Source organism: Nocardia sp. NPDC055053, assembly GCF_053608285.1.
The window spans coordinates 83,554-110,408 of the sequence record NZ_JBSGVD010000013.1 but is presented as its reverse complement, the minus strand read 5'-3'; the positions used below and the strand labels follow the sequence as shown (position 1 = coordinate 110,408).

17 protein-coding genes are annotated in these 26,855 nt (G+C 67.8%); all 17 read left to right on the top strand.

Features of this window, described 5'->3' with window-relative positions:
- Positions 1-30 precede the first annotated feature (30 nt).
- The 17 genes from ACWF82_RS16280 (at position 31) to ACWF82_RS16200 (ending at position 26,719) form a co-directional block, all read left to right on the top strand.
- Entirely contained in the window at positions 31-723 is a 693-nt protein-coding gene (locus ACWF82_RS16280; protein WP_452501884.1) for a hypothetical protein, read from the top strand.
- A gap of 779 nt (positions 724-1,502) precedes the next feature.
- A complete protein-coding gene (locus ACWF82_RS16275; protein ID WP_452501882.1) occupies positions 1,503-2,039 on the top strand; it encodes a hypothetical protein in 537 nt (178 codons plus the stop codon).
- Positions 2,040-2,120: 81 nt separating this feature from the next.
- On the top strand, positions 2,121-3,359 hold the full coding sequence (gene glf / locus ACWF82_RS16270) for a UDP-galactopyranose mutase (protein WP_452501880.1): 1,239 nt from the start codon (positions 2,121-2,123) through the stop codon (positions 3,357-3,359).
- Positions 3,356-5,287, top strand: coding sequence for a glycosyltransferase (locus ACWF82_RS16265; RefSeq protein WP_452501879.1), 1,932 nt, complete (start codon positions 3,356-3,358; stop codon positions 5,285-5,287). Before glf ends, ACWF82_RS16265 begins: the two co-directional genes overlap by 4 nt.
- 89 nt (positions 5,288-5,376) lie before the next feature.
- Positions 5,377-5,889, top strand: coding sequence for a phosphatase PAP2 family protein (locus tag ACWF82_RS16260; protein WP_355283672.1), 513 nt, complete (start codon positions 5,377-5,379; stop codon positions 5,887-5,889).
- Between the two features lie 26 nt (positions 5,890-5,915).
- Positions 5,916-6,848 (top strand): decaprenyl-phosphate phosphoribosyltransferase, encoded by a 933-nt coding sequence (locus tag ACWF82_RS16255; RefSeq protein WP_452501878.1) that lies wholly within the window; start codon positions 5,916-5,918, stop codon positions 6,846-6,848.
- Positions 6,826-8,757 carry a flagellar motor control protein ZomB gene (zomB, locus tag ACWF82_RS16250; RefSeq protein WP_452501877.1) on the top strand — a complete coding sequence of 644 codons (1,932 nt, stop codon included), beginning with the start codon at positions 6,826-6,828 and terminating at the stop codon, positions 8,755-8,757. Before ACWF82_RS16255 ends, zomB begins: the two co-directional genes overlap by 23 nt.
- Before the next feature lie 290 nt (positions 8,758-9,047).
- Positions 9,048-10,067 carry an alpha/beta hydrolase gene (locus ACWF82_RS16245; protein ID WP_452501875.1) on the top strand — a complete coding sequence of 340 codons (1,020 nt, stop codon included), beginning with the start codon at positions 9,048-9,050 and terminating at the stop codon, positions 10,065-10,067.
- Between the two features lie 299 nt (positions 10,068-10,366).
- Positions 10,367-11,380, top strand: a complete 1,014-nt coding sequence (locus ACWF82_RS16240) for an alpha/beta hydrolase (protein ID WP_452501873.1) — start codon at positions 10,367-10,369, stop codon at positions 11,378-11,380.
- A gap of 174 nt (positions 11,381-11,554) precedes the next feature.
- Positions 11,555-12,571, top strand: coding sequence for an alpha/beta hydrolase (locus tag ACWF82_RS16235; RefSeq protein ID WP_452501871.1), 1,017 nt, complete (start codon positions 11,555-11,557; stop codon positions 12,569-12,571).
- Between the two features lie 473 nt (positions 12,572-13,044).
- Positions 13,045-14,901, top strand: coding sequence for an alpha/beta hydrolase-fold protein (locus ACWF82_RS16230; protein WP_452501869.1), 1,857 nt, complete (start codon positions 13,045-13,047; stop codon positions 14,899-14,901).
- A gap of 113 nt (positions 14,902-15,014) precedes the next feature.
- The gene (locus ACWF82_RS16225) at positions 15,015-15,533 is read left to right on the top strand and encodes a DUF732 domain-containing protein (RefSeq protein WP_452501867.1); all 519 of its coding nucleotides are present in this window, start codon (positions 15,015-15,017) and stop codon (positions 15,531-15,533) included.
- A gap of 41 nt (positions 15,534-15,574) precedes the next feature.
- Positions 15,575-16,522, top strand: coding sequence for a cutinase family protein (locus ACWF82_RS16220; protein ID WP_452501865.1), 948 nt, complete (start codon positions 15,575-15,577; stop codon positions 16,520-16,522).
- A 210-nt stretch (positions 16,523-16,732) separates the two neighbouring features.
- Positions 16,733-17,752, top strand: coding sequence for an LLM class F420-dependent oxidoreductase (locus ACWF82_RS16215; RefSeq protein ID WP_452501863.1), 1,020 nt, complete (start codon positions 16,733-16,735; stop codon positions 17,750-17,752).
- Positions 17,753-17,962: 210 nt separating this feature from the next.
- Positions 17,963-19,876, top strand: a complete 1,914-nt coding sequence (gene fadD32 / locus ACWF82_RS16210; RefSeq protein ID WP_452501862.1) for a long-chain-fatty-acid--AMP ligase FadD32 — start codon at positions 17,963-17,965, stop codon at positions 19,874-19,876.
- 97 nt (positions 19,877-19,973) lie between these two features.
- A complete protein-coding gene (gene pks13, locus ACWF82_RS16205; protein ID WP_452501860.1) occupies positions 19,974-25,178 on the top strand; it encodes a polyketide synthase Pks13 in 5,205 nt (1,734 codons plus the stop codon).
- Positions 25,175-26,719, top strand: coding sequence for an acyl-CoA carboxylase subunit beta (locus ACWF82_RS16200; protein WP_452501859.1), 1,545 nt, complete (start codon positions 25,175-25,177; stop codon positions 26,717-26,719). Before pks13 ends, ACWF82_RS16200 begins: the two co-directional genes overlap by 4 nt.
- Positions 26,720-26,855 lie beyond the last annotated feature (136 nt).

Below are 26,855 nucleotides of genomic sequence, written 5' to 3'. Positions count from 1 at the left end.
TGAAGACGGCTTTCACGAGGGGGATTCGCAATGGGGTATCCGTACGGCCCGCAACAGGGCAACGACCCGTACGCGGGCGGCTACGCGCAACCCGGCTACGGCGCAGATCCTTACGCCCAGCAGCAGGGCTACCCCGCGCAGCCGTACGACGCACCGGCCTATGGCGCCCAGTCCTATCCGGCCCCGGGCTACGAATATGGTTACGGTGCACCGGGTTACGGTGCAGCGCCGTACCCCGGCTACGGTCAGTCGCGCGCCGGCGGCGGAACCGCGATCACCGCCGCGGTGATCGCACTGCTGCTGTCGTTGATCTCCCTGGGTGGCCTCGGCATCGGCTTGGCGATTCTGCTGAGCACCGACGCAACGAGCGCTCGGGACGAAGCGGGCCGCGAGGAAGTGGCGATCGGCCTCGCGATCGGCTCAGCCCCAGCTCTGCTGTTGCTGCTCGGCTCCATCCTGCTGTTCCGGCGCAAGACCGCGGGCCGGGTGCTCCTCATCCTCCTTGCTTCGATCAGCCTGATCGGCATCGGATTGTCAGCGGGAGCAGCGATTGTGGAAAACAGTGCGGAAACCGGCTACGAAACCACTCCGGCCACACTTGTCGGCGCCGTCATCGTCGGAGCGATTCCCCTGCTGATCCTTGTCATGGCCGCAGCCCCGTCCACCGGCCGCTGGATCCGCGCAGGCCGTCAGCCCGCGTACCCTCCGTACCCGTACAACTGACGATCCGCGCGAACACGGGGGACAACGCATGAGCCATCCATCCGGCCACGATCCGAATGCGGGTGCGGCTCAGCCGGTCTCGCCAGGCAATACCCCGGCGCCCGTGAGCGTGCTTTATGACCATGCTCCGAATGCGGGTGGAGCTGAACCGGTCTCGCCGACCCAGGTCTCCGCCCCGGCGACGGTTCTGTACGGCACAGGCCACTCGCTGCCCGGTGACATCACGCCGGAACCCTCTGTGCCCGCGCTCGGGCTGGGCGCAGGCGGCGACTCCGGAGTACCGCCCGCCGCAGACATTCCTGGTCAAGTCGGTGGATACCCAGGCCTGCTGCCAGTGCCGCCTGCCTATGGCTCGGGCACACCCGGACCGTCCGCGGCTGTGCCCGGGGGGGGTCCCCGGTCAGCCCGGTGGAGACCTGCCCGCGCAGCAGGCGTACGGCGCCGCCCCGCCCGGACAGGCGTATCCGGTGAACGCCGGGCAGCCGTCCGGTCAGCTCGGTGGATACCCGGGGCTGCCAGTGCCGTTTGCATACGGTGCCAATCCGCCCGTGCAGCCCTATCTCGGATCGGCTGGCCCAGGACAGTCAGCCGGTGAGTGGTGGCATTCGCCGGCTGCAGACGCGAGCGCGCTGCCCGGGATGCCGATGGCCGAGTACCCGGGACATCAGGGCTTTCCGGGTGCCCAACCGCGGGCTTCGCGTTCCGGAACACAGGGCGCGCTCGCACATCGGGCGGCGATTGCCCTCGCCGTGGTGCTTGCCGGGGTTGCTTTCGGCGCGATGGTCGCTGGGTTCAGGACGATCGACATCCTCGGCCTCGAATTCCCGGACGACATCCGCCGAGTCCTGGCCATGACCCTGGCGCACCTGGTTGCCGCGCTGCTCTGGGTGGTTGCCGCGTTGCTGCTCGCACGGCGAGTGAAGGTAGGTCAGGCGGTGGCCGGGGTCCTCGCGGTGGGGTATCTCGCGTTGAACGTGCTCGGGCTGGATTCGACGTTCACCATCCTGTTGTTCGTCGCCATCAACGATGCGGGCTGGGGTGGCGGTCTGCTCTTCGGCGACGATCCTGGGACGCGGGTCGCCGGCGTAGCGGCTGTGCTGTCGGCGCTCATGCTCATCCTGATGCTGGTCTCGGCCGTCACCAGCCGGACGCAGGGTCGCCGACCTCAGGTGCCATCCGGCTTCGGTGGACACCCACCGCACGGCCCAACACCCGGTGGGTACGCCCACGGGCAGGCCATGCCCTATCCCGGTGGACTCCCGTCGGAACAGGTCGCGCCGTATCCCGGCGCCCCGCCGCACCACCCCTACCGCTGAGGCGGCAGAATCACCCCAGGTCAAGCCCAGGTCGGTGACTCCGCCGGGACAATCTGCGGTCTTCCGATACGCTGGGCACCCGTGACCGTCGCATCGTCCCCGGGTAACTCCGTCAACGCAGATTCCGCCACTTCGGCAAACCAGTACGACCTGATCGTGGTCGGCTCCGGCTTCTTCGGCCTGACCGTCGCCGAGCGTGCCGCGAACCTGCTCGGCAAGCGGGTGCTGGTGATCGACCGCCGCTACCATCTCGGTGGCAACGCCTACTCGGAGCCGGAGCCGGAAACCGGTATCGAGATCCACAAGTACGGCGCGCATCTGTTCCACACCTCGAACAAGAAGGTGTGGGACTACGTCACCCAGTTCACCGAGTTCACCGGGTACCAGCACCGCGTGTTCGCGCTGCACAAGGGCCAGGCCTACCAGTTCCCGATGGGGCTCGGCCTGATCTCGCAGTTCTTCGGCCGCTACTTCAGCCCGGAAGAGGCCAAGGCGCTGATCGCCGAGCAGGCCGCCGAGGTGGAGACCGCCGACGCGCAGAACCTGGAGGAGAAGGCGATCTCGCTGATCGGCCGCCCGCTCTACGAGGCGTTCGTGCGCGACTACACCGCCAAGCAGTGGCAGACCGACCCCAAGGAACTGCCCGCGGGCAACATCACCCGCCTGCCGGTGCGCTACACCTTCGACAACCGCTACTTCAACGACACCTACGAGGGCCTGCCCAAGGAGGGGTACACGAAGTGGCTGGAGAACATGGCCGCCTCCGAGCTCATCGACGTGCGCCTGAACACCGACTGGTTCGACGTGCGTGACGAGGTCGTCGCGGCCAGCCCGGACGCGCCGGTCGTCTACACCGGCCCGCTGGACCACTACTTCGACTACGCCGAGGGTGAGCTGGGCTGGCGCACGATCGACTTCGAGACCGAGGTACTCGAGATCGGCGATTTCCAGGGCACCTCGGTGATGAACTACAACGACGCCGACGCGCCGTACACCCGCATCATCGAGCCGCGCCACTTCCACCCCGAGCGCGACTACCCGACCGACAAGACGGTCATCATGCGCGAGTTCTCCCGCTTCGCGCAGACCGGCGACGAGCCGTACTACCCGATCAACACCCCCGAGGACCGCGCCAAACTGCTGGCCTACCGCGAGCTCGCCAAGAAGGAGACCGCCGCGAAGAAGGTCCTCTTCGGCGGCCGCCTCGGCACCTACCAGTACCTGGACATGCACATGGCGATCGGTTCGGCGCTGAGCATGTTCGAGAACGTGCTGCGCCCGCACCTGGAGTCCGGCGCTGCCCTGGTGGACGAGGCGTGAGCGCGCCGGTGCTCGACGACGTGACGACCGAGACGCGCGCCAAGGCGCTGCTGCAGCGGATCATCCTGCCGCGTCCGGGCGAGCCGCTCGACGTGCGGACCCTCTACCTGGAGGAATCCACCACCAACGCGCGCCGCGCGCACGCCACCAGCCGGACCGCGCTCTCGATCGGCGCCGAGTCGGAGGTGTCGTTCTGCACCTACTTCAACGCGCTGCCCGCCAGCTACTGGCGGCGCTGGAGCGTGCTGAACTCGGTGGTGCTTCGCCTGGAACTGGCCGGGCACGGCCGCGTCGACGTCTACCGTTCCAAGGCCGACGGCTCGCGAATCCACGTGCAGGGCAAGGAATTCGCCGTCGCCAAGGGTGCGGATTCGGTGACTGTGGAGTTCGAGACCGATCTCGGCCCGTTCGAGGACGGCGGCTGGATCTGGTTCGACATCACCACCGACACGGCGGTCACGCTGCTCGCCGGTGGCTGGTACGCGCCGCAGGACGCGCCGGGCGCCGGCACCATCGCGGTCGGCATGCCCACCTTCAACCGGCCCACCGACCTGGTCAAGACACTGGCCGCGCTGGGTTCGGACCCGCTGGTGCTCGGCAATGTCACCAAGGTGATCGTGGCCGACCAGGGCAACCGCAAGGTCGTCGACGAGCCCGGCTTCACCGAGGCCGCCGCGACGCTGGGCGACCGGCTCTCCATCCACGACCAGCCCAACCTCGGCGGATCCGGCGGCTACAGCCGCGTCATGTACGAGGCGCTCAAGACCGACGCCGAGTTCATCGTCTACATGGACGACGACATCGAGATCGAGCCCGACTCGATCCTGCGCGCGCTCGCGTTCTCCCGGTTCGCCAAGTCGCCGCTGCTGGTCGGCGGGCAGATGCTGAACCTGCAGGAGCGTTCGCACCTGCACAGCATGGGTGAGGTCGTCGACCGCGGGATCTTCATGTGGTCCTCGGCGCCCAACGTCGAGTACGACCACGACTTCTCGAAGTACCCGCTCAAGGACCGCGACAACTCCAAGCTGCTGCACCGGCGCATCGACGTCGACTTCAACGGCTGGTGGACCTGCGTGATCCCGCGTCAGGTCGCCGAGCAGATCGGTCAGCCACTGCCGCTGTTCCTGAAGTGGGACGACGTCGAGTACGGCCTGCGCGCCCGCGAGGCCGGCTACCCGACCATCACCCTGCCCGGCGCGGCCGTGTGGCACATGGCCTGGTCCGACAAGGACGACGCGATCGACTGGCAGGCGTACTTCCACCTGCGCAACCGCCTGGTCGTGGCCTCGCTGCACCTGCCCGGCGACGGCAAGCCGATGATCGTGAACACGGTCAAGGCCACCCTCAAGCACCTGCTGTGCCTGGAGTACTCGACGGTCGCCATCCAGAACGAGGCGATCCGCGACTTCCTCGCCGGGCCGGAGGGCCTGTTCGACCTGCTGCCGAGTGCGCTGGGCAAGATCCACGCGATGCGCAAGCAGTACCCGGACGCTGTTGTCCTGCCGTCCTCGACGGAGTTGCCGCTGGCCAACCGGCACGGCGTCGGCGCGACCGGCGAGCCGGGCAACCCGATCGCGAAGGTCGCGCGCCTGGCCAAGGGCGTCGTGCACAACTTCCGCAAGGCCGACCCGTCCGCCTACGAGACACCGCAGCTCAACGTGCCGACGCTGGACGCGCGCTGGTTCCTGCTGTCCCAGGTCGACGGCGTCACCGTGACGACCGCCGACGGCCGCGGCGTCGTCTACCGCAAGCGCGACCCGCGCAAGGCCGCCGAGCTCCTCAAGGAAGCCCTGCGCCTGCGTAAAGAGCTCACCGCCCGCTTCCCGGAGATGCAGCAGCGCTACCGGGCCGCGCACGCCGAGCTGACCAGCACGGCGGCGTGGGAGAAGACCTTCGGCCTCAGCCAGAACGGAACCGAGAAGAAGTGAACGCGATCAACCCGGAACTGCCCGAGCTGGAGCTGGCCGAGGAAGGCTGCGGCGGTGAGTGCGCCTGCGCCTGCGGCGACGACGAGTACATCGAGGTGCCGCTCGAGGTCGGCATCATCAACACCGTGCAGACGACCATCGGCACCAACCCGGCCGTCGTCTCGGCCGCGCGCGGCATGTCGCACTTCGGTGAGCACGCGCTGGGCTGGGTCGGCATCGCCGCGGCGGGCTGGCTGGTCGACAAGCCGCGCCGTCGGCAGTGGGCCGGTGTCGCGGTCGGCGCCGTCGGCGCGCATGCCGCGTCGATCGTGATCAAGCGGATCGTCCGGCGCCCGCGTCCGGACAGTCCCGCGGTGCAGGTCAACGTGTCGACGCCGAGCAAACTGAGCTTCCCGTCCTCGCACGCGACCTCGACTACGGCGGCGGCGGTGTTGCTCGGCAGGTTGACCGGGCTACCCTTGCCTGCGGTGCTCGTGCCGCCGATGCTCCTTTCCCGGGTTGTGCTCGGTGTGCATTACCCTTCCGACGTGCTCGCCGGTTCCGCCTTGGGTGCCGCGTCGGCAGCTGCCGTGCTAGCCGCCGAAAAGAGACTCCGACAGTGACCGCAACCGAAAGAACCTTGGCTGAGATGAGCGAAGAACCGTCCGCCGCCGTCCTCGACGAAGGTGTTGTGAAGGGCCCGCCGAAGACCCTGGTCGGTGGCGTCGTCAAGGCCATGCGCCCGCGTCAGTGGGTGAAGAACGTCCTGGTGCTCGCCGCGCCGCTGGCCGTCGGTCCGGAAGCCATCAGCGATGGTGGCGTGCTCGTGCACGTCGCGATCGCGTTCGTCGTGTTCTGCATGGCGGCCTCCGGTATCTACCTGGTCAACGATTCGCTCGACGTCGAGGCCGACAGGGCGCATCCGACCAAGCGGTTCCGGCCGATCGCCGCAGGCGTCGTCCCGGTCAACCTGGCATACGGGCTCGCCGCGGTGCTGCTGATCGGCTCGATCGCCGGTTCGTTCCTCGCGTCCTGGCACCTTGCCGTGGTGATGGCCATCTACATCGCCATCCAGCTGGCCTACTGCCTCGGCCTCAAGCACCAGGCCGTTCTCGACATCTGCATCGTTTCGTCGGGCTTCCTGCTGCGCGCCGTCGCCGGTGGCGCGGCGGCGAGCATCGCGCTGTCGCAGTGGTTCCTGCTGATCATGGCGTTCGGTTCGCTGTTCATGGCGGCGGGCAAGCGCTACGCCGAACTGCAGATCGCGCTGGAGACCGGCGCGAAGATCCGCAAGTCGCTGCAGTACTACACGCCGACCTACCTGCGCTTCATCTGGACACTCGCGGCCACAGCCGTCGTGATCTTCTACGGCCTCTGGGCGTTCCAGCAGGACGAGCTGCGCGACACCCAGTGGTACTCGATCTCGATGATCCCGTTTACCATCGCAATCCTGCGTTACGCGGTCGACGTCGACGGTGGCGAGGCCGGTGAACCCGAAGAGATCGCGCTGGGGGACCGCATCCTGCAGTTCCTCGCTATTGCCTGGATCGGAGCGGTAGGTGTCGCTGTCTATCTCACCTGACGAGATCGTGGTAGCGGAGCAGGAGACAACCGAATACGAGCGGCTACGCGACGACGAGCAGTCGGCGCGTCCCGCCGCGCGTTTCGCGATTCTGTCCCGCGCCACCTTCGTCGGTGGGGTTGTGCTCGCCGTCGTGTTGTTCGCGGTTGGCGCCTGGCAGCGGCGATGGATCGCCGACGACGGCCTCATCGTGCTGCGTACGGTGCGCAACCTGATCGCAGGCAACGGCCCCGTCTTCAACATGGGCGAGCGGGTCGAGGCAAACACCAGCACCGCGTGGACGTACGTGGTCTGGTTCTTCAGCTGGCTCACCCAGGCTCGGCTCGAGTACGTGGTGCTCGGCGTCGCGCTGGTGGCCTCGCTGCTTGCGATCGTGTTCGCCATGCTCGGCACCGCCAGGCTGTGGGGTGGCAGCACCGGTCAGCTGCTGATCCCGGCTGGCGTGCTCGTCTACATCGCGCTGCCGCCCGCCCGTGACTACGCCACCTCCGGACTGGAGAGCGGCCTCGTCATCTGCTGGATCGGGCTGCTGTGGTGGCTGCTGATCCGCTGGAGCCAGGCCGCGGTGGTTCGCGTGCCGAGCCTGCTCGGGCTGGTCTTCCTCGCCGGTCTCGCGCCGCTGATCCGGCCGGAGGCCACCCTCATCGGCGCGCTCGCGCTCGGCATGATCTTCCTGACCCCGATGCCGCGGTTCCGGTACGGGCCGATCGTGCTGCGCGCGCTGATCGTGTTCGTCGCCGGGATCGTGCCGGTGGCCTACCAGATCTGGCGGATGGGCTACTACGGCCTGCCCTACCCGAACACCGCGGTCGCCAAGGACGCGGGCGGGGCCAAGTGGGGCCAGGGCATGAAGTACCTCTGGGACCTGGTCGGCCCGTACTACCTGTGGATTCCGCTGCTCGTACTGCTGATCGCCGGTGTGGTCACCGCGGCGGCGCGTGGGAACACGGTCCGGCCGAAGTGGTCGGTGGCCGGGTTCCGGACGTGGCTGCGCTCGCCCAGCGCGGTCGTCGTGCTTGTCCTGGTCAGCGGCCTGCTGCTCACCGTCTACGCGATCCGCGTCGGCGGCGACTTCATGCACGGCCGGATGCTGCTGACCCAGCTGTTCCTGCTGCTGTTGCCGGTAGCCGTCGTGCCGATCCGGCTGCGTGCGTTCAGCCCCCGTGACTGGTCGACGGTCGTCGTGCTGGCCGCGCTGCTCGGCACCGCGGGCTGGTCGCTGTACGCGGCGAGCACCACCGCGATCAAGACCGGCACCAAGATCAGTTCCTCCGGCATCGTCGACGAGCGCGTCTACTACGTGCTCAACACCGGAAGGGATCATCCGATCCTTGCCGAGGACTACCTCGACTATCCGCGTATGCGGGCGATGGTCAACGACATCGCGGCCAACCCCAACGGTGGCCTGCTGCTGAACTCGCCGTCGTTCACGTTCTGGTACCTCGATCCGCCGCCGCAGCCGATCCCCGAAGGCGGCGCCGGGCACACGGTCTACTTCCTGAACCTGGGCATGACCAGCATGAACGTGCCGCTGGACGTGCGCGTCATCGATCCGATGGGCCTGGCCTACCCGCTGGCCGCGCATTCGGACCGGCTCGCCGACGGCCGCATCGGGCACGACAAGAGCCTGTACCCGGACTGGGTGGTTGTCGACTCGGGCATGGTCGACATCCATCCGTGGATGCCCTGGTACATGGACGAGGACTGGGTCACCCAGGCGCGCACGGCGTTCTCGTGCCCGCAGACGCAGGCACTGATGCTCTCCACCCGTGACCCGCTCACCTTCGACCGGTTCAAGCACAACCTGCGCCATGCGCTGAGTTTCGCGAAGTACCGGATCGACCGGGTGCCGAAGTACGAAATCCAGCGTTGTGGGCTCGTTGATCCCTTCCCCGAGCCGCCCCGCTGAAGTAGTCTCCTTGCGTCACACTGGGCTCATGGGTACCCATGAGCCCAGTGGTTACACCTGTTGTGCAGGCTTTTCTTAGTGGCGAACACCATTAAATCTCTTTTCGGTAACGCCCGGCTATCGATGTAGCGATATGGTCAACGAGGAACTCCGTCGGCGCACTGGTGTGCCGGTAGTAAGTCGGCGGTCATTGCAACCGCGGTTCCGCGCGAACCGCACGAGGAAAGGCCAAAAACAGAATGCGTGGCGGACGTCTAAGAGCCCGGGGAACCGCTTGGGTCAAGCGGTCGATGGTGGCTTCCCTGGCGGTTGTGCTGCCGCTCGGTGCGGTGGTGGCGGGCCCCGCCGGTACCGCGACGGCAGCGTTCAACCCGAGTGGATTCGACTTCTGGGTCGACTCGGAAATGGGTCCGATCAAGTCGCGCATCTTCCGCGCGGCCGACGGCAACACCAGTCGCGTCGTCTACGCGCTCGACGGTATGCGTGCCCAGGACGATCTCAGCGGCTGGGAGAAGGACACCGAGGTCGTCCGCGGTCTGACCGCGGCCAACATCAACGTCGTCATGCCCGTCGGCGGCCAGTCCAGCTTCTACGCCGACTGGAACGCACCGAGCAACTTCTTCGGCCTCGACGCGGGCTCGGGCGGCAGCTCGACCGGCTCGGCGGCCACCGGCTCCGCGATGACGGGTTCGTCGATCGCGCCGGCCCAGGTCGCGGGCAAGAAGAACACCTACAAGTGGGAAACCTTCCTCACCAGCAACCTGCGCAACGCGCTGTCGAGCCGGCTGGGCTTCAACCCCAACCGCAACGGCGTGTTCGGTCTGTCGATGGGCGGCTCGGCCGCGCTGACGCTGGCCGCCTACCACCCCGATCAGTTCAGCTTCGCCGGCTCGTTCTCCGGCTACCTGAACATCTCGGCGCCGGGCATGCGTGAGGCGATGCGCGTCGCGATGGTCTCGGCCGGTGGCTTCAACATCGACGCGATGGCGCCGCCGTGGGGCCCGCAGTGGCTGCGCATGGACCCGTTCGTCTTCGCGCCGCGTCTGGTCGCCAACGGCACCCGCGTGTGGGTGTCCTCGGCCAGCGGTATCCCCGGTGCGGGCGACGTGTCCAACCCGATGGAGATCGTCCAGGGCGTGCCGCTCGAGCTGCTCGCGATGGTGAACACCCGTGCCTTCCAGGTCCGGATGGCCACCCTCGGCGGCGGTAACGCGAACTTCGACTTCCCGATCACCGGCGTGCACAACTGGCGCAACTGGGAGACCGAAGTCAACCGCATGATCCCGGATCTGTCGGCCAACATCGGCTAGCTCCACCCGTTCGACGGCGAAACCGCCCGGTGCATGACGCACCGGGCGGTTTTTCTTCGTCTACGTCTCGATCCGAAGGACGCGGGGTGACGAATCATGTGCGGCAGGTGACCGCCAGTTGTGCTGCGGGTCACTTTCCAGCAACATGGAACCGTTCGTCAGCGGTTGATACACAGTGAGCATGCGTCGAGGTTGAATCGTCCGTTTTGCCCTGGATCGAGTCATTCGACGTCCGATGAGGGATCCGGTTGCGTAGCTTAAAGTTTGCGCAGACGGTCTTGGTGAGAAAGGTCGATCGAATGCGAACACTGCGCTGCAAGCGTGGGCCTGTCGAGACCCGTGGATCGTGGGCGAAGCGCTGGGCCGCCGGCGTTTCCCTAGCCCTGCTGGTGCCGCTCGGAACGGTCGTCGCCGGGACGACCGCACCGGCGTCGGCCGGATTCCATCCTGGCGCGTTCGACTTCTGGGTCGACTCCGGTATGGGCCCGATCAAGACCCGCGTCCTGCGTGCCGCCGACGGCAACACCCAGCGCGTCGTCTACGCCCTCGACGGCATGCGCGCTCCCGAGTCCCTCAACGGCTGGGAGGAAGCCACCGACGTACCCAACGCGCTGGCCGCGGCGAACATCAATGTCGTGATGCCGGTCGGCGGCATGTCGAGCTTCTACGCCGATTGGAACTCGCCGAGCGAGTTCTTCGAGACCGGCTCCGCCGCGGGCCCCGGCAAGAGCTACCGGTACCAATGGGAGACCTTCCTGACCGTCGACCTGCGCAACGCGCTGGCCGACCGGCTCGGGTTCCGCCGCGACCGCAACGGCGTATTCGGTTTGTCGATGGGTGGATCAGCCGCCTTGACGCTGGCTGCCTATCACCCTGATCAGTTCTCCTACGCCGGTGCGTTCTCCGGTTACCTGAACATCTCGGCCCCCGGAATGCGCGAGGCGATCCGCCTGGCCATGCTCGATGCGGGCGGATACAACGTGGACTCGATGGCGCCGCCGTGGGGCCCGCAGTGGCTGCGGATGGACCCGTTCGTGTTCGCGCCCAACCTGATCGGCAACAACACCCGCCTGTGGATCGGCGCGGCCTCCGGCCGGCCGTCGGCCCAGGACGGCCCGACCATGGACACCGTCAACGGCATGGGCCTGGAAGCCATGGCACTGGCCAATACCCGGGCTTTCGAGGTCCGCATGGCCACGCTCGGAGCACGCAATGTCACCTACTCCTACCCGGCGTACGGAATTCACGCGTGGAATACCTGGGGCGCGGAGGCATTCCGCATGATTCCCGACCTGTCGGCAAACATCGGGTGAAACTCCTGGATAGGTTGCACTGACGTCGGTGTATGACTACCCTTCATCGCGGACAGAAGGCCGCGTGCTGTCATCTGAAAAGTCAAGTTTGCGTGGCCAATTGGATAGACGTGGTGGTATGCGGTCGGGCGCATTCCGGCGGCGTCGAGAACAACTCGGAAAGAGAGCCGCACCATGCGCTTCGGACGGACGCCAGCTTCAGGGCTGAGCGACGCGAGCAGTGATCCTCGGCTGCACCGGCGGTTGCGTGCGCTTGTCGCGATCGCCGCCGCGGTCGCCATGCCCTTCTCCGCCACCGTCGTCGCTTCGGCTGCGCCCGCGACTCCCGTCCTGCGGGCGCCGGCCGGTGGCTACGAGGAGCTGATGGTCCCCTCGGTGATGGGGCCCGTGAAGGTTCAGGTCCAGTGGGCCAAGAACGGTGGTTCCGCCGCGCTGTACCTGCTCGACGGTATGGCGGCGCGCGATGACAAGAACGCGTGGTCGTTCGAGACGAACGCCATGCAGCAGTTCGCCAACGACGATGTCACCCTGGTGATGCCGGTCGGTGGTATGTCGAGCTTCTACGCCGACTGGGTGTCGCCGAGCAGCCTCAACGGGCAGAAGACCACCTACAAGTGGGAAACCTTCCTGACCGAGGAACTCCCGAACTTCCTGGCCGGCTACGGCGTCTCCAAGACCAACAACGGCATCATCGGCCTGTCGATGAGTGGCAGCGCTGCGCTGTCGCTGGCCGCCATGCACCGCGACCAGTTCAAGTACGCCGGTTCGTTCTCCGGCGCCCTCAACCTCTCGCAGCCGGGCATGCGCGAAGCCGTTCGCGTGGCCATGCTGCGCTGGGGTGCCTACAGCTCCGACTCGCTGGCTCCGCCGTGGAGCCCGCAGTGGCTGCGGATGGACCCCTTCACGGTGGCGGCGCAACTCAAGGGTCTGCCGATGCGGATCTCCGCGGGCAGCGGCCTGCCGGGTCAGTACAACAACCCGCGTAACCCCACCGAGGTCTTCGATACCGGCGTCGGTATGGGCATCGAGGCGGTCACCCTGATCAGCACCCGGTCGTTCGAATCGCGGCTGAAGTCGATCGGCGTTCCCGCCACGTTCGACTTCCCGGCTACCGGTACCCACACCTGGAAGTACTGGGAGGACCAGCTCTGGGCCGGTCGCCCGCAGATCCTCGCCGCTCTCGGCGTTTGATCCGTATCAACTTCAACATCGACGAAGGCATGGCTGTGGCGACATCGTTCGCGGCCATGCCTTCGCTGTTTCACCGGGTTGCTCGAGCCGCGAACAGCCCCGCTTGTGGACCGCGTCGACAGGTGCCGCACGAGCGGCGCGGCGGACGAATGATCAACGACGAGCGCCCTTCTCGCTGACCCACTGCGACACGACACCCCGATTATCGCCGGAAACACGATATCGGACGCCGCCTCGGTAGACGGAATCTCGAATTACCGCGACCGCCACGACGCCGTTCCGGCCGACTGTAAACCGTCGGCGCGTGCGGTAATGGGGAGCTGGATCGGCGCCAGATCGATATCGACCGAATGTTCGGCACGTGCTGAAGATTGCACAACTGGGCGTTCGGTCAGGTCACAGACCGAAGTGAACCGTTCCTTACATCCGCGCGCCTGCCGCCTATCTCGCCCCTGGCGAGGTACAACGACCTGATGAGAGTCGCGCAGAAGGAGAGGAACCGCGGCCCGTCCGCGCGGCGGCGCCTTGCGTGTCGACTTGGCGCCCCACTGGCCATGGCGACGGCGATCGCGCTTCCCTTGGGCCAGTCCGTATTTCCCGCTGTAGCCGCAGCTCAGCCCGGTGCGGCCACGGCGATCGAGCGCCTCGAGTGGCTGTCGGACCGGCGGGTTGCGCTCTGGGTGCACTCCGCGGCGATGAACACCTCTATCCAAGTCCAGATGCTGCTTGCCAGGGATTGGCATCTGCGGCCCGACGCGCGTTTTCCGATGCTGCTGATGCTCGACGGACTCCGGGCCACCGACGACGAAAACGGCTGGACCAAAGACGCCGACGCGGAAGGATTCTTCGCCGACAAGAATGTGAATGTCGTGCTGCCGGTCGGTGGACAGTCCAGTTTCTATACCGACTGGCTGCAACCGAGCAACGGAAAGCACTATCGGTGGGAAACATTCCTGACCAAGGAACTGCCGCCGCTGCTCGAACGCGATTGGCGGACCACCGGTGTCCGCGCTGTCGCGGGTCTGTCGATGGGCGGCACCGGCGCGATGAATCTGGCCGCCCGCAACCCGGATTTCGTCAAGTTCGCCGCGTCGTATTCCGGGCTGCTGACCACAACGACGCTCGGTATGCCGCAGGCGATCGAGTTCGCGGTCCGCAGCGTGGGCGGCTTCGACTCCACGGCGATGTGGGGGCCGCCGGGCGGGCCGGAATGGGAGGCGCACGATCCGGAGCGCATGGCCGACAAGCTGAAGGGGATCAGCGTGTACGTGTCCTCGGGCAGTGGCCTGGCAGGCACCCATGACCAGCCCGGTCCGGTGCCGATGACCAGTGACAACTGGTCGGGCACCGGGCTCGAGATCCTGTCCAGGCTCTCGACCCAGAACTTCGTCACCAAACTGGGTGAACTCGCGATTCCGGTCCAGGTCAACTACCGGCCTGCCGGGACGCACACCTGGCCGTACTGGGACTTCGAGATGCGCCAGTCCTGGCCGCATGCCGCGGCCGCCCTCGGCGCCGACCCCGACGGCGCCGCCTGCGCGACGGCCGGTGCGATCGCCCCGGTGGCGCAGAACTGGATGGGCAACTGTGTCACCGGCGAGTACCCCCTCGGTCCCGCCGTGGTGCAGGACTTCGTGAACGGCCGGGTCTTCTACTCCGCGGCGACCGGCGCGCATCCGGTCGCCGGCCGCATCGGCGGCGCCTACACGGGCGTCGGCGGGCCGCTCTCACCGCTCGGCCTGCCCACCGGCGACGAGCGGGGCCTGCCCGACGGGCGCGGCCGGATGCAGGCCTTCGAGGGCGGCTCGATCTATTGGACCCCCGATACCGGCGCGCAGGTGATGCGCGGCGCGATCCTCGAGGAATGGGGCAAGCAGGGCTACGAGCGCGGACCCGCCGGCTATCCGGTGGCCGCTGAGGCACCGACGCCGAGCCGCGACGGCGTGGTGCAGGCCTTCGAACACGGGCCCATGTTCTACAGCGCGGCCACCGGCGCGCACCGCGTGCAGGGCTTCATCCTGGACAGGTACGCCGCCCTCGGCTTCGAGAACAGCCCGCTCGGCTTCCCGGTGGCCGACGAGGCGCCGCTGAAGGATCTCGGGCGGTACAGCCAGTTCGAGGGCGGCAACATCTACTGGAGCCCGCTGTCGGGCGCCTGGTCGGTGCGCAAGGGCGCGGTCGCTGACGCCTGGGGTAAGCAGGGGTTCGAGAACGGGCGGCTGGGGTATCCGGTGTCCGACGAATTCGCCGTTCCCGGCGGAATCCAGCAGAACTTTCAGACCGGGTTCATCGTGGTGCGAAGTGGCAAAACCGAAGTCCACGGGGTGTGAGCTCGGGCTGAGAACTCTCTGAGCATCGTCGCGCGGTACCCGGCGGCGCCGATAGTGCGGCTAGCCTGGTCTGCGACCGCTTCCCTGACGAACGATCGAGGAAAGACATCTTCATGCATCGGATCCCTGGCAAGGTTGCCGGATCGGTCGCGGCCCTGGCTGCCGTCGCCCTGTTGTCCGCCTGTGGCGGCAACGACTCGACCGCTTCGCAGACGCCCACCCTCTCCACCACCGCGAGTGCTGCCGCTTCGTCGGCCACCCAGGCACCAGCGGAAGGCGGCCACGGCGACCACACGCCGTCGGCGACCGCAGCGCCGGAGACCAGCGCCGCCCCCGAGCAGCCGCAGGCCGCGCCGGAGACCACGTCGGCCGCGGCGGCGCCCGCTGCCGGTAAGGACAAGGCCTTCCTCGACGAGCTGGCCAAGAACGGGATCACCCCGGCCGACCCGGCGAGCGCGCTGACCGCGGCGAGCTACATCTGCTCGACGAAGGCCACCGGTGCGAGTGAAGCCGACATGGCGACCTTCGTCGCCGCGATGGCAGGCACCGACCCGGCCTTCGACCCGGCCAAGATGGACGTCAACAAGGCAGCTCAGATCTACATCGCCGCCGCGACCGCCACCTACTGCTAGTGAACCCCCGACCGACGCGACGCACCCGCAGGCTATGGCCTGTGGGGTGCCTGACCGTGCTGGCGCTGTTCGTCCTGGCGATCATCGTCATCGTGCTGCTCTGGTACCTGCTCGCAGGCCGGTTGCGCGAGCCGGAGCCGACGCCGCCCGGACCGCCGCCACCGACGTCGCAGTCGGCGGATTGTCCCGATGTGATGCTGCTGTCGATTCCCGGCACCTGGGAGTCGGCGAGCAAGGACGACCCGTACAACCCCACCGCCAACCCGATCTCGCTGATGCTCAGCGTCAGCGGGCCGCTGCGCGCGCAGTTCCCGGAGAACCGGCTCGAGGTGTACACGGTGCCCTACGTGGCCCAGTTCTCGAACCCGATCGCGATCCCGCCGGACGGCCAGGCCTCCTACAACAACAGCCGCACCGAGGGCACGGCGCGGGCGACCGACATCCTGGCCCAGCGGCACAAGGAATGCCCGCTGACCACCTATGTCATCTCCGGCTTCTCCCAGGGCGCCGTCATCGCCGGTGACCTGGCGGCGCAGATCGGCGCGGGCAACGGACCCATCCCGGCCGACAAGGTCCTCGGCGTGACGGTCATCGCCGACGGCCGCCGTACCGGCGAGACCGGTCCGGGCCAGCCCACCGAGATCGGCGATCCGCCGCCCGCCGGCCAGGGCGCCGAGGTCGCGCTGCGGGGAATCAACGTGCCGGGCATCAGCATGACCGGTGCCCGTCCCGGCGGTTTCGGCTCGCTGGCGCCGAAGGTGAACTCCATCTGCGCGCCCGGCGACATGATCTGTGACGCGCCACGCGAGGCGCTCAACCCGGCCAACGCGCTGACCAGTCTGGGCGCCCTGATCCGCTCCGCGGGCAACCCGGTGCACGCGCTGTACGCCACCAACACGGTCGACGGGCAGGGCACCACAGCCACCCAGTGGACGGTGAACTGGGCCGCGGGCCTGATCGAGAACGCGCCGCATCCACCGCATTCCTGAGTGGGCGCGAAGCCGGAGTTGTCACAGTCACACCGGGTGTGCAATTGCCATGGATCATGCCTCGCTGTGACATCCGCACTCCCATTCGCCCGCACGCTGTAAAGTGCGCTGGTGATCGCGCCGTCTCTCCCCGCTACCGCGGAGTAGGCGGCGAGCCCGAGTACACCGCCTAGTACGCGAAAGCGTGCAACAGCCAGGAGCGATGAGTTCATGACCGAAGCTGCCGCACCCGTCGGTGAGTTGACCGCGCTGGGTACGCCGCTGCGTCCGTTCCGCTTCGGAGCGGCGGGCGAGGGCAACAAGCAGGAGGGCGGCGCACGCAAGTTCGTCCAGACTGCGCAGCAGGCCGAGGAATACGGGTACGACACCTTCTTCGTGCCCGACCACCTCGGTGACCAGATCGGGCCGATCGCCGCGCTGGGCGCACTGACCCAGGCGACCGACAAGATCCGCCTCGGCACCTCGGTGCTGGCGAACGGCCTCCGCCATCCGGTGGTGCTCGCCAAGGACCTGGCCACCATCGACGTGCTGTCCAAGGGCAGGCTCGAGGTCGGCGTCGGCGCGGGCTGGATCAAGGAGGAGTTCGACAACGCGGGCATCCCGTTCGAACGGCCCGGCGTCCGGCTCGAGAAGCTCGACGAGTCGCTGACCATCCTGGACACGCTGCTGCGTGGTCAGGAGTGCAACTTCGAGGGCAAGCACTACCAGGTGCGCGGTATCAAGGGCACCCCGCGACCGCGGCAGGGCCCGCGTCCGCCGCTGTGCACCGGTGGCGGCGGGCCGAAGATGCTCGCGCTGGCGGCCAAGCACGCCGACATCGTCTCGATCGTCCCGCAGACCACCAAGAACGGTAAGGGCCTGCTGTCGGGCATCACGCTCGAGAAGACGATCGAGAAGGTCAACATCGTCAAGGCCGCTGCCGGTGACCGTTTCGCCGACATCGAACTCAACTGGGCGATCACCGCGATCGTCATCACCGACGACCGGGAGAAGACCGCGGAGATGGCGTTGAACGCGATCGGCCGTGGCCTGCACCCCGACCTCGAGGTCGACGTGGAGCTGTCGGTGGAAGACATCCTGAATTCGCCGTACGTCGCGATCGGCAGCTTCGAAGAGATCGCCGAACAGATCAAACGTGTGCGCGAACTCACGTCGATGTCGTATGTGGGTATCTTCCCCACCCAGATGGACGCTTTCGCGCCTGTCATTCCGCTGCTGCGGGAGGACTGAGCGGGGGTTCTCTGTAACATGACTCTGGTTTGAGAACATCTAGCCGATAGCGGTCACCGCGCAGACCGCTCGAAAATCCGCAGGTTGTCAGGATGCACGCACGGCGTCGTCCGGGGGCCGGTGGCGATAGCGAGTCGGGGCCTCACGGGTGTCAGCGCCGAAGTGCGTTGGGAAATTCACCGGTGTCTTGGCCTCGGAGGAGAAGAAGGAATGGAAGAGACTTTCGACGACTACCTGGACGAAACCGGGAACCTCATCATTCCCGAGGGTCGGACCCTGGTCGATCACGTCGAGAAGCACACCCGTAACGACGCGAACACGCTCGCGTACCGCTACATCGACTACTCGCGGGAACGCGACGGTGAGGTGCACGAGCTGACCTGGCAGGAGTTCGGAGTTCGGCTGCGCGCGGTGGCCGCTCGCCTGCAGCAGGTGACCAACCCGGGCGACCGGGTCGCGATCCTCGCGCCGCAGGGCCTGGACTACGTGATCTCCTTCTTCGCGGCGATCTACGCGGGCACCATCTCGGTCCCGCTGTTCGACCCGGACGAGCCGGGCCACACCGACCGGCTGCACGCCGTGCTCGGTGACTGTGAGCCCTCGGCGATCCTCACCGCGACCTCATCGGCCGCCGGTGTCCGCCAGTTCTTCCGCTCGCTGCCCGCCGCGCAGCGTCCGCGCATCATCGCCGTCGACGCCATCCCGGACACCCTCGGTGATTCCTGGGTGCGTCCCGACACCGCGATCGACGACATCGCCTACCTGCAGTACACCTCGGGTTCGACCCGCGTTCCGGCCGGTGTGGAGATCACCCACCGCGCGGTCGGCACCAACCTGCTGCAGATGATCAACTCGCTGAACATGAACGAGAACTCGCGCGGTGTCACCTGGCTGCCGTTGTTCCACGACATGGGCCTGCTGACGGTCATCCTGCCCGCGGTCGGCGGCAAGTTCATCACCATCATGTCGCCGAGCGCGTTCGTGCGCCGCCCCTCGCGCTGGATCAACGAGCTCGCCGCCGTCTCCGACGGGGCAGGCACGTTCGCGGCCGCGCCGAACTTCGCGTTCGAGCACGCCGCGGCGCGTGGTGTGCCGAAGGCGGGCGAGTCGCTCGACCTGTCGAACGTCATCGGCCTGATCAACGGTTCCGAGCCGGTGACGGTCTCGTCGATGAAGAAGTTCAACGAGGCCTTCGCCCCGTACGGCCTGCCCAAGACCGCGATCAAGCCCTGCTACGGCATGGCGGAGGCGACGCTGTTCGTCTCGGCGACCAAGGCCGAGGACGAGGCCAAATACATCTACGTCGACCGCGACGAGCTCAACAGGGGCCGGATGGTCCGCGTCGAGCAGTCGGCCGAGAACGCTATCGCGCAGGTCTCGTGCGGTTACGTCGGCCTGTCGCAGTGGGCCGCGATCGTCGACCCCGAGTCGGTGGAGGGCCCCGACGGCGGCCGCGAGCTGGCCGACGGCCAGGTCGGCGAGATCTGGCTGCACGGCAACAACATGGGCATCGGCTACTGGGGACGCCCCGACGAGTCGACCAAGACCTTCCGCAACCGGGTCACCGATCGTCAGCCGGGTGGGCACACCGAGGGCACCGCCGCCGACGCGGACTGGATGCGCACCGGCGACTTCGGCGTCTACTTCGAGGGCGAGCTCTACATCACCGGTCGCGTCAAGGACCTGGTGATCGTCGACGGCCGCAACCACTACCCGCAGGATCTGGAGTACTCCGCGCAGGAGGCGTCCAAGGCGCTGCGGCCCGGTTTCGTCGCCGCCTTCGCGGTGCCCGCCAACCAGCTGCCCGCCGAGGTCTTCGCCACCGACAGCCACTCCGGCCTGAAGTTCGACGCCGACGACGCATCCGAACAGCTGGTCATCGTGGCCGAACGTGGTCCCGGCGCGGGCAAGGCCGACCCGGCCCCGATCGCCGATGCGGTGCGCGCTGCGGTCTCGCTGCGCCACGGCGTGACCGCTCGTGACATCCTGCTGGTCCCCGCGGGTTCCATCCCGCGTACCTCCAGTGGAAAGATTGCCCGGCGGGCCTGCAAGGCCGCCTACCTCGAGGGAACGCTGCGCGGTGGTTACACCCAGCAGGCTTTCCCCGATGCACCGGAAGAGTAATCGGCCGACCGGTTCGGTGATGACGCTCGGCGCGGTACCCGCGTCGGGCGTCATTCCACGGCGCGCCCTGTACGCAGACAGGTAGCTTGAGGAATTGATGGCTGACAACGAGGGCACGCCCACCCAGAACCCCGAAGTTCCCGCGACGAGCACCCCTGCGGGTGATCACTCGGTTGCCGAGGTGCGCGACTGGCTGCGGAAATGGGTCGCGGACGCGACCGGGCAGTCGGTCGACGCGATCACGGTCGACCGGCCGATGGAGGAGTTCGGGCTGGCCTCGCGCGATGCCCTCGCCCTCGGTGGCGACATCGAGGACTACACCGGTGTCTCGCTCGCCCCGACGGTGATCTACCAGCATCCGACGATCGCGTCGCTGGCCGAGATCATCGTCAACGGTGAGCCGGAGCCCGCCGCCGAGAACGACGAGGACTACACCGCCGCGTTCACGCCGAGCGAGGCGCACGACATCGCGGTGGTCGGTCTGTCGACGCGTCTGCCTGGCGCGGGCAATACGCCCGAGTCGACCTGGGAGTTCATCATCGGTCGCGGTGACGCGATCCGGGAGCTGCCCGAGGGCCGCTGGTCCGAGTTCCTGAGTGACCCCACCGTGGCCGCGGCCGTCGCCGAGGGCAAGACCCGAGGCGGCTACCTCGACCAGGACGTCGTCAAGAGCTTCGACGCCGAGTTCTTCGCGACCTCGCCGGTCGAGGTCGAGCGGATGGATCCGCAGCAGCGTCTGATGATGGAGCTCACCTGGGAGGCGCTCGAACACGCGCGGATTCCGGCGAGCGACCTCAAGGGCGCGCCGGTCGGCATGTTCATCGGTTCCTCGTCCAGCGATTTCGGGATGATCGCCGCACTCGCGCTCGGTGAGACCGACCCCGATGTGCCCGCGTCGGCCGAGGGCTACGCGATCATGGGCAGCTCCAACGGCATCATCGCCAACCGGGTTTCCTACTTCTACGACTTCCGTGGCCCGTCGGTCACCGTGGACACCGCGTGCTCGTCCACCCTCGTCGCGGTGCACCAGGCGGTGCGCGCGCTGCGGGAGGGCGACGCCGATCTGGCGCTGGCCGGCGGTGTGAACATGCTGCTGATGCCGTTCCCGACGCTCGGTTTCGGGCCTGGCACCTCCGCGGATGGCCGGATCAAGGCGTTCTCCAAGGACGCCGACGGCATGGTCCGCTCCGAGGGCGCCGGCCTGGTCGTGCTCAAGCGGCTCGCCGACGCCGAGCGCGACGGCGACCACATCTACGCGGTGGTCAAGGGCTCGGCGGTCAACAACGACGGCCGCTCCAACGGCCTGCTCGCGCCGAACCCGGACGCCCAGGCCGACGTGCTGCGCCGCGCCTACCGCGACGCGGGCATCGTCCCGTCCTCGGTCGACTACATCGAGACCCACGGCACCGGCACCCCCATCGGCGACCCGATCGAGGCCGAGGCGCTGGCCCGCGTCGTCGGCCGTGGCCGTGACGCCGACAAGCCCGTCCTGATCGGTTCGGTCAAGACCAACTTCGGCCACCTCGAATCCGGTGCGGGCGCGGCCAGCCTCGCCAAGGTGCTGATGTCGTTCCAGCACAACGTGATTCCGCCGAACATCAACTACGCGGGCCCGAGCCCGTACATCCCGTTCGAGCAGGCCAACCTCGCGGTCGTCGACTCCCCGACCGAGTACCCGCGCTACAGCGGCGTCGCGACCGTCGGCATCTCCGGTTTCGGTTTCGGTGGCACCAACGCGCACGTGGTGCTGCAGGAATACGTGCCGACCCCGGTCGTTCCGGATGTCGAGGTGACGCCCGAGCAGGTCGCCGCCCACGAGCTCGCCGACGAGGAGGCCACCGATGTGGTCGCCGAGGCCGCCGCGATCGTCGCCGCCGCCGAGGACGCGGAAGCCGCGCTCGAGTGGGACGGCGAGCGCGCCGAGCCGCTGCCGGTGATCCTGGCCGTCTCCGCCTATCTGCCCTCGCGCCGCAAGCGCGCCGCCGCCGAGCTGGCCGACTGGCTGGAGGGTCCGGGCAAGGACGTGCCGCTGACCGATGTCGCCCGGTCGCTGGCCAAGCGCAGCCATCACCGTTCGCGCGGTGTGGTGCTCGCCAAGACGCACGAAGAGGCCGTCGCCGGTCTGCGCGCCATCGCCGAGGGCAAGCCCGGCGCCGGTGTGTTCACCGCCGATTCCCCGGCGGCCGCCGCGCCGGTCTGGGTGATGTGTGGCTTCGGCGCGCAGCACCGCAAGATGTCCAAGCAGCTCTACAACGAGAACTCGATCTTCCGCAAGACCGTCGACGAGGTCGACGAGCTGGTGCAGGACGAGGCGGGCTACTCGATTCGCGAGATGTTCCTCGACGACGAGCAGGACTACGACGTCGGCACCTGCCAGGTCGGCATCTTCACCACCCAGCTCGGTCTGGCCGCGGTGCTGCGCGCGCACGGCGCGGAACCCGCTGCCGTTGTCGGTCATTCGATGGGTGAGGTCGCCGGCGCGTACATCGCGGGCGGCCTGAGCCTCGAGGACGCGGTGCGCGTGATCTGCGCCCGTTCGCGCCTGATGGGCGAGGGCGAGCAGATGATCACCGAGGACGACGTGCGCAATATGGCACTCGTCGAGCTCAGCGCCCACGATGTGGCCGAGCTGCTGCCGCGCTTCCCCGACGTGGAGTGCGCGGTGTACGCGGCGCCGACCAACACCGTCATCGGCGGCCCGCGCGAGCAGGTCGAGCAGATCGTCGCCGAGGTGGAGGGCATGGGCAAATTCGCCCGCATCCTGCCCACCCGCGGCGCCGGCCACACCTCGCAGATGGACCCGCTGCTGGGCGAGCTCGCCGCCGAACTGGCGGGCATCGAGCCCACCTCGCTGAAGACCGGCCTGTACTCGACCGTGCACGAGGGCCTGTACTTCAAGCCCGGTTCCGACCCGATCCACGACGAGCCCTACTGGGTGAAGAACATGCGCCACTCGGTGTACTTCACCAACGCGATCAAGGCCGCCGTCGACTCAGGGCACACCACGTTCCTGGAGCTGGCGCCCAATTCCGTCGCGCTGATGCAGGTCCTGGGCACCACCTTCGCCGCGGGTGTGCACGACGCGCAGCTGATCCCGACGCTCAAGCGCAAGGAAGACGAGTCCGCCGGTGTCATCGGCGCGCTCGCTCAGCTCTACGTGCACGGCCACGCCGTGAACCTGAGTTCGCTGCTGCCGCAGGGTGATTACGCCGATGTGCCGCGAACCGCGTTCGTGCGCAAGCAGTACTGGCCCAAGGCCACCTTCGCCGCGAGCGGTGGCAACAGCCGCGTGCCCGGCGCGCATGTCGCCATGCCGGACGGGCGCCACGCCTGGGAGGTGCAGGCCGGGTCGGTCACCGATCTGACCGCGCTGGTGCGAGCCGCTGCCGCGCAGGTGCTTTCGGATGTGGCCGTGACGGTTTCGCACCCGCACGCCGCGCTGCCGACCGCCGGCACGCTGACCACCACGCTCACCCCGCACCTCGGTGGTGCGTCGGTGCAGGTGCACGCGAAGACCCCGGCCGGGTTCACCCTGCTGTTCGACGCGGTCGTCACCTCCGGTGCCGCCCTGCCCGAACCCGTTGCCGCCGTTGCCGTTCCGGCCGTCGCCGCCGAACCCACCGCCGCCGAGGTGGCCGTGGCGACCAGCGACCGCTGGGACCCCAACGGCAGCGAGACCATCGAGCAGCGGCTGTGCGTCATCGTCGCCGAGTCGATGGGCTACGCCGTCGAGGACCTCCCGATGGAGATCCCGCTGATGGAGCTCGGTCTGGACTCGCTGATGGCGATGCGGATCAAGAACCGCGTCGAGTACGAGTTCGACATTCCGCAGCTGCAGATCTCCGCGGTGCGCGACGCCAGCCTCACCGAGGTGTCGAAGGTGCTGCGGTACGCGATCGAGCATCGCGACGAGGTCGCGGCGATGGCGGAGAAGCAGGCTGCTGCCAAGGCGGCCGGTGAGGACGTCGAGATCGGCGTCGACGCCAACTTCGTCGAGGCTGCGCGTGCCGCGATTGCCGCGGGCGATGATCCGCTGGCTGCCGCGAAGGCCGCCGGTGCTGAGTTGCCGTCGGAAGCTGCTGCCGCCGAATCGGTTTCGGATGCGGCGCCGGTGTCGGTTGCTGCCGAAGCCGCTGCTCCCGCAGTCGCCGAGGTTGCGCCCGCCGCCGAGCAGGTCGTGCCGGACGTCGACTACTCGGCCCCGGCCGGTGACGAGGACAACGTCCCGCCACGTGACGCGGCCGAGCGCCTCGCCTACGCCACCTGGGCCGTGGTCACCGGTACCTCGCCGGGCGGCATCTTCAACACCCTCCCGATCCTGGAAGAGGAGGTCGCCGAGAAGATGGCGGCCCGCCTCACCGAGCGGGTGGGTGCGGAGGTCACCGTCGACGACGTACTCGACTGCGAGACCATCGAGCAGCTCTCCGAGGTCGTGCGCAACCTGCAGGACAGCGGCGCCGACGTGGACGGCTTCATCCGTCCGCTGCGGGCCCGCGTCGAGGGTTCCACCGCCACCCCGGTGTTCGTGTTCCACCCGGCCGGTGGCAACACCCTCGTCTACGAGCCGCTGCTGAAGCGACTGCCCGCCGACACCCCGATGTACGGCATCGAGCGGGTCGACGGTTCCATCGAGGAACGTGCCCGTCAGTACCTGCCCGAGCTGCGCAAGATCCAGGGTGAAGGCCCGTACGTGCTGTACGGCTGGTCGCTGGGCGCGGTGCTGGCGCTGCAGGTGGGTCAGCTGCTGCGCGAGGAAGGCGCCGACGTGCGCTACGTCGGTCTGATTGACCTCGCGATGACCGTCGAGGACGAGGACAACAGCCCCGAGGAGCGCGTGCGCCGCCTCGAGCGCTACCAGGCCTTCGCCAAGAAGACCTACAACGTCCCTGCCGAGCTCGACCGTGATCAGATCGAGGAACTGGCCGCGGCCTCCGACGCCGAGCAGTTCTCGATGATCAGCGACCTGATCAAGCTGTCGGGCGCGAAGATCCCCGGCGGTGTGCTCGAACACCAGCGCACCTCCTGGATCGAGAACCGCGCGCTGCAGCAGGTGCGCCCGCGCAAGTACGACGGTGACGTGGTGCTCTACCTGGCCGACCGCTACCACGACGGTGCGATCGAGCTCGAGCCCCGCTTCGCCGATCGCAAGCCCAACGGCGGCTGGGACGAATACGTCCCGAACCTGGAGATCGTCCACATCCCGGGCGATCACCTGCAGATCGTCGATGAACCGCGGATCGGTCAGATCGGAGCCGACCTCGCAGCTAAGCTGGCTGCGATTTCCGCCAAGGGAGAGAAGTGAGCACCACCGCCGAAAAGCTTGCCGATCTACATCAGCGCCTCGAGCTCGCCAAAGAGCCCGCAGGCGCGAAGGGGATCGAGAAGCGGGCGCGGAAGGGCATTCCGAGTGCCCGCGACCGGATCAACATGCTGATGGACCCGGGCACCTTCGTCGAGATCGGTGCCCTGGTCCGCAAGCCCGGCGATCCGACCGCGCTCTACGGTGACGGTGTCGTCGTCGGCCACGGCATGGTCGACGGTCGTCCGGTGGCGGTGTTCTCGCACGATCAGACCGTCTACGGCGGTTCGGTCGGTGAGGCGTTCGGCCGCAAGCTGTGCGGCATCATGCAGTACGCGTCCAAGGTCGGCATCCCGCTGGTCGGCATCAACGATTCCGGCGGCGCGCGCGTGCAGGAAGCGATCAGCTCGCTGGCCTGGTACGCCTGGATGGCGACCAATCTCGAGCCGCTGTCCGGCATGGTGCCGCTGGTCTCGCTGATCCTCGGCAACTGCGCAGGCGGCGCTGTGTACGAGCCGATCTGCACCGATGTGGTGGTGGCGACCGAGTCCGCGCACATGTTCGTCACCGGCCCGAAGATCATCAAAGAGGTCACCGGCGAGGACGTCAGCCTCGAGGAGCTCGGCGGTGCGCGCACGCAGGCCGAGTACGGCAACATCCACCACGTCGCCAAGGACGAGGAGGCGGCGTTCACCTGGGTGCGCGAGTACCTGAGCTACATGCCGAGCAGCTGCCAGGAACTGCCGCCGGTGGTGAATCCCGGCCTGGAACCGGAGATCACCGACTCCGACCGCGAGCTGAACACGCTCATGCCCGACTCCGACAACGCCGGCTACGACATGCACGAGATCCTGCTGCGCATCTTCGACGACGGCGAGTTCAAGGAGATCAGCGCCGAGACCGGCCCGAACATCATCACCGGTTTCTCCCGCGTCGACGGCAACACCGTCGGTGTCGTCGCCAACCAGCCGCTGGCCTCGGCCGGCGCGCTCGACGCGCGCGCCTCCGACAAGGCCTCGCACTTCGTGCGCCTGTGCGACGCGTTCGAGATCCCGCTGGTCTTCGTCGTCGACACCCCCGGCTTCCTGCCCGGCGTTGAACAGGAGAAGGTCGGCGTGATCAAGCGCGGTGGCCGCTTCCTGTTCTCCTACGTCGAGGCCTCGGTCCCCAAGATCACCCTCGTCGTACGCAAGTCCTACGGCGGCGGCTACGCGGTGATGGGCTCCAAGCAACTCGGCGCCGACATCAACCTCGCCTGGCCGACCGCCCGCCTTGCCGTCATGGGTGCCGAAGGCGCCGTCAGCCTCCTCGGCGCCGCCCAGATCGCCGCCGCCCCCGAAGACCAGCGCGCCGCCATCCGCCAGAACCTCATCGACTTCTACAACACCAACATCGCCACCCCCTGGGTAGCCGCCGAACGCGGCTTCATCGACGCGGTCATCGAACCGGCCACCACCCGCCTCGAAATCCGCCGAGCGTTGAAGCTCCTCCAGGACAAGAAGATCCAGCGCAATCCCCGAAAGCATCACGTCCTGCCGCTGTAATCACCACCCGTAGCGGGCCGCCCCGGAGATTCTCCGAGGCGGCCCGCTCGCGTATCCGAGACCGCGGCAGGTGGTACACGCACCCTGCGGCAATTGGTACACGGCACCAGCACCTTGGGGAAGTTGATGCCTGTGC